9 protein-coding genes are annotated in these 12,806 nt (G+C 72.6%); all 9 read right to left on the reverse strand.

Annotated features, from left to right (window positions below; all coding sequences use genetic code 11):
- Positions 1-2: 2 nt before the first annotated feature.
- The 9 genes from ACGFYH_RS24465 to asnB are packed head-to-tail and all read right to left on the reverse strand — an operon-like array spanning position 3 to position 12,806.
- Positions 3-650 carry a PIG-L deacetylase family protein gene (locus ACGFYH_RS24465; protein ID WP_393805297.1) on the reverse strand — a complete coding sequence of 216 codons (648 nt, stop codon included), beginning with the start codon at positions 648-650 and terminating at the stop codon, positions 3-5.
- Positions 647-1,453, reverse strand: coding sequence for a glucose-1-phosphate cytidylyltransferase (locus ACGFYH_RS24470; protein ID WP_393805298.1), 807 nt, complete (start codon positions 1,451-1,453; stop codon positions 647-649). The genes ACGFYH_RS24465 and ACGFYH_RS24470 overlap by 4 nt, the downstream gene beginning before the upstream one ends.
- Entirely contained in the window at positions 1,450-2,685 is a 1,236-nt protein-coding gene (locus tag ACGFYH_RS24475; protein ID WP_393805299.1) for a class I SAM-dependent methyltransferase, read from the reverse strand. The genes ACGFYH_RS24470 and ACGFYH_RS24475 overlap by 4 nt, the downstream gene beginning before the upstream one ends.
- On the reverse strand, positions 2,682-3,923 hold the full coding sequence (locus ACGFYH_RS24480; RefSeq protein ID WP_393805300.1) for a glycosyltransferase: 1,242 nt from the start codon (positions 3,921-3,923) through the stop codon (positions 2,682-2,684). Before ACGFYH_RS24480 ends, ACGFYH_RS24475 begins: the two co-directional genes overlap by 4 nt.
- A gap of 2 nt (positions 3,924-3,925) precedes the next feature.
- Positions 3,926-5,152, reverse strand: coding sequence for an O-antigen ligase domain-containing protein (locus ACGFYH_RS24485; protein ID WP_393805301.1), 1,227 nt, complete (start codon positions 5,150-5,152; stop codon positions 3,926-3,928).
- Position 5,153: 1 nt separating this feature from the next.
- Complete coding sequence (locus ACGFYH_RS24490; RefSeq protein ID WP_393805302.1) at positions 5,154-6,677, reverse strand: right-handed parallel beta-helix repeat-containing protein; 1,524 nt, start codon at positions 6,675-6,677, stop codon at positions 5,154-5,156.
- A gap of 16 nt (positions 6,678-6,693) precedes the next feature.
- Positions 6,694-8,652: an alginate lyase family protein gene (locus tag ACGFYH_RS24495; protein WP_393805303.1), complete on the reverse strand. Its 1,959-nt coding sequence runs from the start codon at positions 8,650-8,652 to the stop codon at positions 6,694-6,696.
- On the reverse strand, positions 8,649-10,838 hold the full coding sequence (locus ACGFYH_RS24500) for a bi-domain-containing oxidoreductase (RefSeq protein WP_393805304.1): 2,190 nt from the start codon (positions 10,836-10,838) through the stop codon (positions 8,649-8,651). Before ACGFYH_RS24500 ends, ACGFYH_RS24495 begins: the two co-directional genes overlap by 4 nt.
- 33 nt (positions 10,839-10,871) lie before the next feature.
- Positions 10,872-12,806 (reverse strand): asparagine synthase (glutamine-hydrolyzing), encoded by a 1,935-nt coding sequence (gene asnB / locus ACGFYH_RS24505; protein WP_393805305.1) that lies wholly within the window; start codon positions 12,804-12,806, stop codon positions 10,872-10,874.

Raw genomic sequence — 12,806 nt, forward strand, 5'->3', positions numbered from 1 at the left:
GTTCAACCCCCCAGGTTGAGAGTGAGTTTGGTGACGGCGAACGCCTCGGCGTAGCGCTCGTGGCATTCGATGCCGCGGATCCGGGCGAGACCGAGGAAGGCCTCCCGGTCGTACCAGGGCCGGTGCCGCTGCGAGGGGTAGTGCTCCTGCAGCAGCCGCACCTTCCGTTCCGCGACCTCCGGCGACAGCGGCTGGTACGCCGACGGACGTCCGAGATCGCCGTCCCACTTGACGATCTCGTAGCGGAGCACGAGGTGGTCGCGGAAGGCGGTGGTCACCAGCTTCGCCAGGCCGCGGTGGTCCTGGTGCGCGTCGTCGGTGCGCGGGGCCAGCACGAGGTCGGGCTCGGTCCGCTCGCGCAGCTCCTCGACCGCGGCCTTGGCCTCCTCCCAGTGCGCGGGCACGCGGCCGTCCGGCAGCTTCAGCACGGTCAGCCGCAGGTCGGCGTCCGGGCAGAAGGCGGCGAGCGCGGCCTGTTCCTCCTGCTCCCGCTCGCTGCCACCGCCGGAGAGCACCAGCGCGTCGACACGGACACCGGGCCGCGCGAGGCACAGCGTCAGCAGGGTGCCGCCGGCGCCGATGGCGATGTCGTCGCAGTGCGCGCCCACCGCGACGATCCGGTCCTGGCGCCCCGCCCCGAGCCGGATCACGCCCTGGCTCCGCTGCCCGCTGCCGCGCCGTCCCGCTCCCACACCGCCCACGGGCGGTCCCCCCGGGTGTAGGCGGTGTCGAGCGCGGCCCGCTCCTTCACGGTGTCGGTCGGCTTCCAGAAGCCCCGGTGCTGGTGCGCCACCAACCGGCCGCGCTTGGCCAGTTGGGTGCACCCGTCGGCGACCAGGTCCCCGTTCTCCGGTATGTGGTCGAAGACTTCCTGGCGGAGCACGAAGTAGCCGCCGTTCTCCCACAGCGGCAGGTCGCTCACCGCGGTGATGCCCCCCACCAGGCCGTCCTCGCCCAGCTCCACGCAGTGGAAGGAGGACTGCGGCGGCACCACCATCATCGACGCTCCGGCGTCGCGCCGGGCGAACCGGTCGATCATCTGCGGCAGCGGTGCGTCGGTGAGCACGTCGGCGTAGTTGGCGAGGAACATCTCGTCGCCGTCCAGGTGGTGCCGCACCCGGCGCAGCCGCTCCCCGATCGGCGACTCGATGCCGGTCTGCGCGAACGTGATCGTCCAGTCGGCTATGTCGGTGGACAGCAGTTCGGTCCGCCCGCCCCGCAGCACGAAGTCGTTGGACGTCGTCTCCTCGTAGTTGAGGAAGAAGTCCTTGATGTGGTGAGCCCCGTACCCGAGGCACAGGATGAACTCCTTGTGCCCGAAGTGCGCGTAGTAGCGCATGACGTGCCAGATCAGCGGTCGCGGACCGACCATCGCCATCGGCTTGGGCACGTCGTCGGCGGCGCCGTCGCGCATCCGCATCCCGTAACCGCCGCAGAACAGTACGACCTTCACGACTCGACCTCGACAATGCTCAGTTCCGGAATGGGAAAGACAAGCCGGCCGCCCCACTCGTGCACGAAGGACAGCTGCTCGACCAGCTCGGCCCGCAGGTTCCACGGCAGCACGAGGACGTAGTCCGGTCTGTCGGCGGCGATCCGCTCCGGCGGCAGGATCGGGATGCGGGTGCCCGGAGTGAACCTGCCGTGCTTGTAGGGGTTGCGGTCGACCGTGTACGCGAGCAGGTCGGGCCGGATGCCGCAGTGGTTGAGCAGGGTGTTGCCCTTGCCCGGGGCGCCGTAGCCGACCACCGACTCGCCGCGCTCGGCCGCCTCGACGAGGAACCGCAGCAGATCCCGGCGCACTTTGGCCACCCGGGCGGAGAACTCGGTGTACCCGGACAGCTCCCGCAGCCCGGCGGCCTTCTCCCGGTCCAGCACGTCGGCCACCCGGCGGGTCGGCTCACCGGCCGCCTCGTCCGGCCGGGCCCACAACCGGACGGAGCCACCGTGGGTGGACAGCAACTCGACGTCCACGAGGGTAAGTCCGCCGCTCGCCAGCGCCCGGATCGCGGACGCGACCGTGTAGTACTGGAAGTGCTCGTGGTAGATCGTGTCGTACTGGTTCTCCTCGATCAGGGTCAGCAGGTGCTGCACCTCGATGGAGACCCAGCCGTCGTCGGCGACCAGTGCGCGCAGCCCCTTGGTGAACCCGACCACGTCGGGGATGTGCGCGTACACGTTGTTGGCCACGACCAGGTCCGCCGGGCCGTGCTCGGCGCGGACGGCGGCGCCCGTGTCCGGGCTCAGGAACTCCGTGAGCGTGGGCACACCCGCCTCCCGCGCCGCTGCGCCGACGTTCACCGACGGCTCGACGCCCAGGCAGCGGATCCCGCGGTCCACCAGGTGCCTCAGCAGGTACCCGTCGTTGCTCGCGACCTCGACCACGAAGGCGTCGGGACCGAGGGCCAGCCGCTCCACGGCGTCGGTGACGAACGTGCGCGCGTGCTCCACCCAGGAGGTCGAGTAGGAGGAGAAGTACGCGTACTGCGTGAACGTCTCCTCCGGGGTGATCAGCGCAGGGATCTGCGCGAGCCAGCAGTCGGTGCAGACCCGCAGGTGCAGCGGGTACGCCGGCTCCGGCCGGTCCAGTTGGTCCGCGGCGAGAAAACTCTCGCACGGCGGGGTCGCTCCGAGATCGACGACGCTTTCCATCGCCGCCGAGCCGCAGAGTCGGCATCGTGTCATCTGCTTTTCCCGTCCCCCCTGCTCGCGCGGGTCTCCCCGCCACGAGCCAGTGCTGACCGCCCCGCGATCGCGGTGCGGTACCCCTCCACCAGGCGCTCCAGCCCGACGTCCGGGCTGAAACCCTGCTCGTAACGGTGCCGGGCCGCCCGGCCCATCTCCTGGTTCCGGCCCGGCTCGGCCGTGATCCGGCGCAGGCAGGACGCGAGCGAGGCGGACTCGCCCGGCCGGTGCAGCAACCCGGTCGCCCCGTCCTCGACGAGTTCGACGAAGGCGCCGTGACCGGCCGCGACGGCCGGGACCCCCGCCGCCATCGCCTCCACGACCACCAGGCCGAACGCCTCCAGCCACGTCGAGGGGGCCACCACGGCCACCGACCGCGCGACGGCCTCCCGGCACTGCGCCGGGTCGTACAGGCCGACGTACCGCACGTCGTCCCGGCCCGCCGCCCAGGCGGTCACCTCGCCCGCCAGCGGCCCGGCGCCGGCGAGGACGAGCGGCACGCCCACCCCGCCGTCCGCGGCGATCTCGTCCCACGCGGCCATGAGCAGCCGCACGCCCTTGGCCTCGGCGAGCCGGCCGAGGTAGAGCAGGTGCTCTCCCGCCCCCGAACGGCGGACATCCGGCTCCGGCACGAAGTTGTGCTTCACCGCCAGCCGCTCGGCAGGCATGCCCGCCCGCACCAAAACGTCGCGCTGTGCCGCGGAGATGCAGAAGAACCGCTCCACACCGGACCACCAGCGTCGCCGGTTGACCGACAGACTGACCGCGAGCGGCACCGTCGCCAGCCGCGAGCCGCGGTAGCAGCCGTGCCGGACTGCGGGCAGCGGTGTCGATCCGACGCACTCGGTGCACGGCCGGCCGTCCCGCTGGAGCGTGCCCGGCGGGCAGACCTGGGTGTAGTTGTGCAGCGTGGCGACGGCGGGCACACCGGCGTCGGCGCAGGCGGCCAGCACCGCGGGCGACAGGAGGGGGAAGACGTTGTGGACGTGCACCACGTCCGGCCGCCCGGCGCGCAGCCGGGCGGCGAGCTCCGTGCGCACCGCCGGGTTCCACGGTACGAGGAGCGGCACCGCCGCCTTCCCCGGCAGCGACCGGGCGGCGATGTCGTCACTGCGCCGCTCGAACACCTCGACCCGGTGGCCGGCGGCGCGCAGCAGCGCCACTTCTCGGTCGACGACGTTGTTCTCCCCGCTCGGCTGCGCCGAGTTGTAGCGGTTGTGCACCACGAGGACGTGCATGCTCAGATCACCTCCGATTTCCGGGCCCAGCGCGGGGCACGCCGCCGAGGGGGTTCGGGCGTCGCGAGGGGCGCGGCCCGGGCGGGTGTCGCCAGCAGTGAGGCGGCCACGGCCAGATGCAGCAGATACGGCGAGGCGTCGCCCAGCCCGGCCTCGGTGTACGACGCGAGCGCGCAGTAGCTGATCAGGAAGATCGCGCAGGCCCTCGCCAGCGACGGTGGCCGCAGCAACGCGACGCCGCCGAGCACGACGATGACCGCCGCCACCAGGACGACGCCGGTCAGACCCTGCTCGTGGTAGACGGCCAGCCAGCTGTTGTCGATCGGCAGCCCGTCGAACGACTTGTCGCCCAGGCCCATGCCGAACACCTTCTCCCCGGGCGTGCGGGGCGCTGCCAGCAGGGCGTCCCAGACCTTGGCCCGGCCGGTGAGGTTGCTGAAGTTCTCCTCGCTCTGGCCGCGCAGGAACCAGGCCTGCAGCGCGGAGGCGAACACCACCGCGGCCACCGCGGCGCACAGCACCGCCCAGGAGAAGAACCGGCGGGCGGCGGCGCTGGTCAGGGTGAGCGAGCCGATCGCGAGCGCCAGACCGACGAGCAGACCGAGCGTGGCCGTCCGGGTGTGGGTCAGCACGAGCAGGACGAGCGACGGCACGATGACCACCGCCGCGCCGCGCCGGTCGGTCCGGCGGCCGAGGACGAGCAGCACCGAGAGCCCGATGATCACCGCGGCGTACTGTCCGATCTGCGGCGGGGTGAGCGGCCACAACGCGCCGACCAGTCGCCCGCCGTAGAGGTCGGGCATGGCCGCGCCCGGTGAGACGAGCGCACCGGCGGCCACCGAGGCGAGGACCACGAAGTACATCCGGATGTGGTGCCGGACGAACGTCAGGCCGCCGTCCCACCAGCGGCTGAGCAGCCACAGCGTGCCGACGAAGAGAGCCAGCCGGGCGCAGCGGAACAGCGCGCCGAACCCGGACTCCGGGTCCGCGCTGGAGAGCACGCTCGGCACGAGCAGCAGGGTGAGCAGGAAGAGGAAGGCTACGGCCCGGATGCGCAGCCGGGCGTTGAGCGCGAGAGCCAGCGCGAAAGCGGCGACCAGCGCGCCCATGGTGACCATCTGGATGAGCGAACGGGGCAGCGGGACGATGGTCTCCGCCCCGGTGGAGCCGAGCGTGTTGAGGACCAGCAGCCCCCAGACGGTCCCGACGGTCTTCGGCGTGCGGTCCATCTCAACCACCGTCCCGTGCGCGGAGGGTGCTGCCCGCGTCCTGCCGGTACGGGGCGCCCTGCCACTGGCCGAAGTCGAGCACCCGGCTCGGGTCGTGGGCGACGAAGGCCCACGGTCCGCGATAGACGTTGTCGTGCCAGCGGTTGTGCTGCTCGCGGGTGATCGCCTCGGCGACCCGCTCGCCCTGGTAGGGCGACCAGTCCGGGTAGGTGCCGTAGTTGGCCAGCACCGCCATGCGGTCGCACTTCACCGTGCAGCCGACGACGGACTTGTCCAGCACGAAGCGGTTGTCGTGGATGTCCACCCGCTGGGTCTTCCACCGGCAGTCGGCGTAGAGCGGCGCGGTGGCGATCGCCGGCTGCGCGCAGCGGCCGGTGTTCTCCACCAGCAGTGTGCAGTCGCCGGACGAGGTGTTGGCCGGGCTGTTGCAGAACCGGTCCGCGTTCTCCCACAAGGTGATGCCGGACCAGTTGTTCTCCAGCACGTTCCGGTAGACCTCGATCCTGTCCGTGCGGGCCCGGACGCGTGGTTCGCCGCCGGACTCGGACAGGTAGACGGTCGCGAACGGGAAGTCGTCACCGCGGTCGGCGTACCTGCGGCCCTCGACCCAGTTGTTCCGCCGGATCGTGTTCTCGCGGATGACCGCGTTGTAGCTGGTCTCGTAGATCAGCGCGGCACCGTCGTTGGCCTCCAGCACGTTGTCCTCGATGCGGAAGTCGTTGTTGTTGGTGTCCGCCCACAACCCGGTGCCGCGGTTGTCGTGCACCCAGTTGCCGCGGATGTCGGCGCCGTCGACGGCCCAGAACTTGACGCCTCCGGTGCAGCCGCAACCCGGCCGTTTCCGCTCCCAGCCGTCGGTGTTGTTGCCCACGATCTCGTTGCCCTCGACCACCAGACCGGTGAGCGAGTCGTCGGCCTTGTAGGCGTTCATGCCGTACTGCCCGTTGCCGCGCAGACAGCTGGCGCGGACCTGCTGGCGGGCGCCGGCCATCAGCCCGGCGCCGGAGTTGTCCTGGATCGTCGCGTGCTCGATCACCCACCCGTCGGCGGAGTCGTGGTTGACCACACCCTCGTCGTGCGGCGCGACGAAACCCTGCACGGTCAGGTGGCCGATGGTGACGTCGCGGGCACTGCCGCCGAACGCGTACTGGTTGGTCTCGCGGCCGTCCAGCACCGCGCCCGGCGCGCCGAGGTAGCTGTTCCCCTCCTTGGGGACGACCTGGGCGTAACGGTCGGCATCGAGGCGGTGCTTGCCCGGACGCAGCCAGAACGTGGTGTTCGCGGGGCTGCTCCTGGTCTTCGCGGCCAGGTCGCCGACGACCGCGGGATCGACCGTCACCGCGCCAGCCGGAGCCTTCGCCGGCCCCGCCGCGGGCTCGGCACACACCCGGGCCACCGACGTGGACGGCGCGGCGGTCGGTTTCGGCCGCGCGTCCGGCGTGCCGCTGCCGTCGCAGCCGGCCGCCAGCAGGGCCAGCGCCAGCGGTGCCGCAGGCCATGCCCGGTGCCGCCCCTTGATCCCCACCCGTCCTCCCCCCTTCCTAGCCGCGGAACCCGAGCACGGTGGTGAACTCCGCGACGCCGTCGGCCGTGCCGGTGCCGATCAGCGTGGTGGCGGGCTCCTTGCGCCCGAAGCCGGGGGAGTACCAGCCCAGCGGCGGGTCGCTCTCGCCGCGATGCGCCTGCCAGGACAGCTGCCCGGGCAGGTCCAGTACCGCGGAGCGTTCCTCACCGCCCCGGGCCCAGGTGAGCACCGCCCGGCCCCCCGCCAGGTCCGCGGTGATCGCCGGGCCGAGGTGGAAGGCCAGGCGCACGGTCCGGCGGTCGCCGCGGACCTGGTCTACGATCCTCAGCTCCCGGCTCGCCGCCGTCAGTTCCACCCGGCGGCGGTGCACGGCCCGCCCGTACCCGTCGTGCTCGGCGCACCAGCGGGGCACCCCCTTGTCGGACGTGTCCACGGTCAGCACCCGGCTGCGGGCGTGCCGGGTCCACAGGAACGGGCCGCCGGAGACGGACTGGTCCTCGCCGTCCAACTGCAGGGTGTTGTGGCCGAGGGTCGACCGGAAGTACTGCCGCCACACGGGCTGCCCGTGGTAGCAGAAGGTCCCCGGGTCGGCGAGCACGTCGACCCCGTCGTGCCGGACCTCCACGGACAGCGCGTCCGCGTGGGCGTGCGCGGCGATGGACAGGAAGCCGTGCGGACCGCCGTCGCAGCGGCACCAGATCCCCGCCGGACCGCGCAGAAGAGTCAGTCCCGCGTCGGCGAAGTGGGCCGGCCGGCTCGCCGGGCGGGCCACGGCCGGTGCCGTTCCCGTCTTCGCGTACGGCCGGATGAGCGCGGCCAGCAGCCAGGTGCGCACATCGGTGCCGGTCACCGTCGGCCACCAGGCGAGGGACCCGAACACGGCGTCGCCGGTGGCCAGCAGCGAGCCCCAGCGGTCGGTGCCAGCGCCGTCCACGACCAGACCGTGCCCGTCGTCGGCGTCCCCCTGGCGGGGCGGCCGCAACCGGTCGTCCACCACGGCCGCGAGCGCGTCGGTCATCCGCAGCAGCACCAGCCGGATCGACGCGGGGACCGGCACACCCGCCGCATCCGCCTCCGCGACCGCCGCCAGCCCTAGTTCCAGCACCAGCCCGTGGTACTCGGTGGCCAGCTCGCGGTTGAGGCCGGAGACGAAGGTGTTGCCGCGCAGGTGACGCTCCAGCGACCGCAGCGCGTCGGCCCGCCAGCGCGCCGAAGAGGGGAACCACCCGAACGCGCTGGCCGCGGCGAACTGCCCGGCTGCCTCGGCGATGACGTGGTTGTTCGCCGACGACCCCCGGCTGGGGAAGGCGGCCAGCCAGTGCTGGTGGTGCCAGATCTGGTTCAGCGCGGCCGGGTTGTCCTCGAACAGGGCGGCCGCGCCCGGCCAGCCGTCGAGCAGCCGGCGGATCCACACCCAGGACAGCAGCCGGATCCCCAGCTCGATGCCGCTCGTCCAGTGCACTCCGCGCAGCGGCGCGTTGGACGTCCACCACGACCGCAGGTGCGCGGCCACGCGCTCGGCGTACCGCTCGTTTCGGGTGACCGCGTAGGCGGCGGCGAGCACGGTGAGGTACTGATGCCGGGACAGCTCCCAGATCTGCTTGATGTCCCCGACCGCGTCCTCGTCGCGGTACGGCACGTCGAAGGCGTGGCCCCACGGGGCCCGGCGCCCGGTCTTCGGGTCGTACCACCAGTCCGGGTCCACCAGGTCGTCGCGGAGCACGCCGAAGTACTCGGCGTGCCCGGCCATCAGGCGGTCCGCCTCGGCGACGAGCCGTTTCGCGGCGTCCGGTGGCACCGCGGCGAGTGTCCCGGCGGGCAGTACCGCGGTGAACCGGGCGCCGGTCACGCGGGGGCTGTCCGGGCGCGCCGACCGCCACCGCCGCCTGCGCACCGCGTCGCCCGCCCGGCCGCCGACCTCCCGCGGTCCCATCCGGGACAACCGCCGCAGATACCAGCCCGCACTCAAGGTCATCGCGCCTCCGCCAGCGTCACCGGCACGCCGCCGGACAGGGCGGTCCGCACGGCGAGGGTGGCCGCCGTCGTGGCGGCCAGCGACTCCAGCGGCACCGGCATCGGCCCGCCGGTGCGCACCGCCCCGACGAACGCGGCCAGTTCGGCGGACTGGCCCTTGTCCCGGGCCTTGGGCAACCGCGAGCTGACCCACCGCTTGCGGCGGCCGTCGTGGACGGAGGCACGGACGAAGTCGTCGAGCCGCAGCACCTTGCCGTCCGCGACCAGGTCCAGCGTCTCCTTGGGGAAGCCGGCCGCACCGGTGGTGACGTAGCTGATGGTGGCGGTGGACCCGTCCGGGTAGCGCAGCACGACCTGCAGGTCCTCGTCGCCGGACGAGGCGACCGCGTACACCGAGACCGGGTCTGCCTCCAGCAGCCGGCTCGCCGTGTCGATGAAGTGCCCGCCCTCGCCGACGAACCGCGAGCCCTCGGTGCCCTGCCGGAGGTACCAGCTGCCGTGGTCGAGCCGGCCCGCGTTGACCAGGTAGCGCACGCTCGCCGGCCCGGTGCGGGCGCCGAACCGCTTCCTGGCCTCCTGGAGCAGCGGCGCGAACCGGCGGTTGAAGCCCACCTGCAGCCGGTCGTTGCCCGACTCCTCCACCGCCGCGAGCACACCGGCCAGTTCGTCCCCGGTGAGCGCCAGCGGCTTCTCCACGAACACCGCCTTGCCGGCCAGCAGCGCCCGCCGGGTCAGTTCGGCGTGCGAGCTGTGGCGGGTGACCACGAACACCGCGTCGACGGACGGGTCGCCGAGCACGGCGTCGAGATCGGTGGTCGCCCCGGCGAAGCCGAACTTGCGCTGAGCGTTGGCCGCGGACAGCGCCGTCGTGGTGACGACCGTCGACAGCTCGACGCCCTCGCGCTGTGCCAGGTGCGGCAGCAGCATCGACGTCGCGTAGTTCCCCGCGCCGACGAACGCGAGACGCACCGGCGTCCTCGCGGCCCGGGCCGGGGCGGACGCCTTTCCGTCGCGCCGCACCGCTGGCACCGTCACCGTCGGAGGCGGTCCCGTTTCCTCCGCCTGCCCGGAGTACCGGAACAGCACGGCCACGGCCTTCAGACCGCCGTCCTTGAGGCGCTGGTACGTCTCGACGGCGTCGTCGAAGTCGGCAGTGTGGGAGACCAGGGGCCGCACGTCGACGCGGCCGCGGGCGACGAGGTCGAGGAAGCACGCCAGATTGCGGCGCTCGGTCCAGCGCACGTAGCCGATCGGGTAGTCCCGCCCCTCGATCTCGTACTCCGGGTCGTAGCGCCCGGGGCCGTAACTGCGGGAGAACCGGACGTCGAGCTCCTTCTCGTAGTACGCGTTCCACGGCAGGTCCAGACGGCACTTGCCGATGTCCACGACCCGGCCGCGGTCCCGGCACAGCCGCGCGGCCAGCTCCACGGGCTGGTTCGTGCCGCCGCCGGCGGCCAGGTACACCTGGTCCACGCCGTGCCCGTCGGTGAGTTCGGCGACGGCACTCTCCACGGCCGCGGACTCGGGATCACCGCAGGCCGCCGCGCCCAAACGCTCGGCGAGCTCACAGCGCGCCGGGTCGGGATCGGCCCCGACGACTCGGACCCCCGAGGCGGCGAGCAGCTGCACCACCAGCTGCCCGATCAGCCCGAGACCGATGACCAGAGCCACCTCGCCGAGCCGTGACTCGCCCTGCCGGACGCCCTGCAGCGCGATCGACCCGACAGTGCCGAAGGCGGCGTGCCGCGGTGCGAGGCCGTCGGGCACCCGGGCGTAGAGGTTCCTCGGTACCCAGTTCAGCTCGGCGTGCAGCGCGTGCTCGTTGCCGGCACAGGCCACGAGGTCGCCGACCTTCACGTCGTCGATCCCGGCGCCGACCTGCTCGACCACCCCGCACAGCGAGTAGCCCAGCGGCGTGTAGGAGTCCAGCTTGCCCATCACCTTGCGGTAGGTGGCGGGCACCCCGTTGGCGGCCACGCTCTGCACGACCTTGGCCACCTGGTCCGGCCGGGAACGCGCCTTGCCCACCATCGACATGCCGGCCTCGGACACCTTCATGAGCTCGGTCCCGGTCGAGATCAGCGAGTAGGCGGTCCGCACCAGCACACCGCCCGGCTTGCAGCCCGGCACCGGCACGTCGAGCAGCGCCAGCTCGCCGCTCTTGTAGTTCTGCACAACCTGTTTCACCCGAAGTCCTCTTGTCTCTATGCCGGTGGGGGCTCACGCCGTCGACGAAGGGTTCTGGCCGGCCCCGGAGGTCGCGCCGCGATACCAGTACTCGAGGGTCAGCACGTGCCACAGATGTTTGGAGAAGTCCCGGTGCCCGGCGGCGTCCTCGGCGACGAGCCGCCGCAGCGCGTCGCGGCGCAGGAACCCGGACCGGACGAGCTCGCCCTCGTTGACCACCTCACGCACCAGCGGGGCCAGGTCCCGGCTCATCCAGGCCCGCAGCGGGGCGCTGAACAGACCCTTGGGCCGGTACACGATCTCCCGCGGCAGGACCGAGGCGGCCGCCTCCTTGAGGACGGCCTTGCCCTGCCGTCCGACGATCTTGCGGTCACCGGGCACCGCGAACGCCGCCCGCACCACCTCGACGTCCACGTACGGCACCCGCACCTCGGTCGACGCGGCCATGCTCGACCGGTCCGTGTAGGCGAGGTTGAGGCCCGGCAGGAACATCCGGGCGTCGCCCAGGCACATGCGGTTGACGAAGTCGTCGAGGTCGTTGTCCTGGTAGACGTCCGCGTGCTCGGTCAGCACGTCGTCGACCGCCGGGGCCAGGTCCGGATCGAGCAGGGCGAGCAGCTCGTCCCGGTCGTACATGGTGTAGCTGCGCCGGAACGCGGTCTCCTCCGGCAGTTCGGCGAAGGAGAGGAACCGCTTCGCGAAGCGCACCGACCGGTACCCCCGGCGGGCCGTGGCGACCGGCAACCGGTCCACCGCCCGGGACAGGCCGCGCCGCAGGGGCCGCGGAACGCGCTGGTAGCGCAGCGCGAGCAGGTTGGCCAGGTGCTTGCGGTAACCGGCGAACAGCTCGTCGGCCCCCATCCCCGAGAGCATCACCTTGACCCCGGCCTCCCGGGCGGCCGAGCAGATCAGGAACGTGTTGATCGCGGCGGGGTCGCCGATCGGCTCGTCCAGGTGGTACGTCATCCGCGGCAGCAGGTCGAGCACGTCGGGGGCGATCTCGATCTCGTGCAGGTCGACGCCGAACCGCTCGGCCACCTGCCGGGCGTAGCGCAGGTCGTCCGGCATCGCCTCGAACCTGGCGTCCTCGGCGCGGAACCCGATCGTGTAGGCGGAGATCCCGGGCCGGTGGCGGGCCGCCAGCGCGGTCAGGTAGCTGGAGTCGAGCCCCCCGGAGAGGAAGGTCGCCACGGGTACGTCGGAGAGCAGGTGCCGTCTGGTCGACTCCTCGACGACGGCGGCCAGATCGGGCTGCTCGCCGTCCCGGGCCCGCTCCCCGCCCTCGGCCGCGACGTCCTTCAGGTTCCAGTACCGGCCGCGCTCCACCCGGCCGTCGGGCCGGCACCGCAGCCAGCTCCCCGGCGGCAGTTTCTCCGCCTCGCGGAACGCGCACCGTGAGTCCGGCACCCAGTAGTACAGCAGCGAGGCCACCAGCGCCGCGTGGTCGACCTCCAGCGACCCGCCGGTCACGGCGGCCAGCGCCTTGAGCTCGGAGGCGAACACCAGACCCTCGCCGCGCCGGAGCAGGAACAGCGGCTTGACGCCGAGCTGGTCGCGGGCGAGCACCAGTTCCCCGGTGCGCTCGTCGAAGACCGCGAACGCGAACATGCCGCGCAGCCTGGGCAGGCAGTCCGTGCCCCAGCGGCGCCAGGCCTTGAGCAGTACCTCGGTGTCGGAGGTACCGCGAAAGCGCACCCCGGCGCCCACCAGCTCGGCACGCAGTTCGGGCGCGTTGTACAGCTCGCCGTTGTACGACAGGGCGAGGCCGTCCGAGACCATCGGCTGGGCGCCGGCCTCGGACAGGTCGATGACGGCCAGCCGGCGGTGCCCGAGGTGTACCTCGCCCTCGCCGGCGGGGTGGCTGTACCGGCCCGCCCCGTCCGGGCCGCGGTGGGCCAGCACATCGGTGAGCCGGTCGGTCACGGCCTTGCCGTCCGGCCAGCGGTACGTGCCTGCGATGCCACACAT

This window comes from Streptomyces sp. NPDC048392, from assembly GCF_043200575.1.
GTDB lineage: Bacteria > Actinomycetota > Actinomycetes > Streptomycetales > Streptomycetaceae > Streptomyces.

What these genes read in the sequence shown, in the direction of transcription:
- ACGFYH_RS24475 (WP_393805299.1), bottom strand. Translation starts at nt 2,685, where the DNA reads ATGACACGATGCCGACTCTGCGGCTCGGCGGCGATGGAAAGCGTCGTC.
- ACGFYH_RS24480 (WP_393805300.1), bottom strand. Translation starts at nt 3,923, where the DNA reads ATGCACGTCCTCGTGGTGCACAACCGCTACAACTCGGCGCAGCCGAGC.
- ACGFYH_RS24485 (WP_393805301.1), bottom strand. Translation starts at nt 5,152, where the DNA reads ATGGACCGCACGCCGAAGACCGTCGGGACCGTCTGGGGGCTGCTGGTC.
- ACGFYH_RS24495 (WP_393805303.1), bottom strand. Translation starts at nt 8,652, where the DNA reads ATGACCTTGAGTGCGGGCTGGTATCTGCGGCGGTTGTCCCGGATGGGA.
- asnB (WP_393805305.1), bottom strand. Translation starts at nt 12,806, where the DNA reads ATGTGTGGCATCGCAGGCACGTACCGCTGGCCGGACGGCAAGGCCGTG.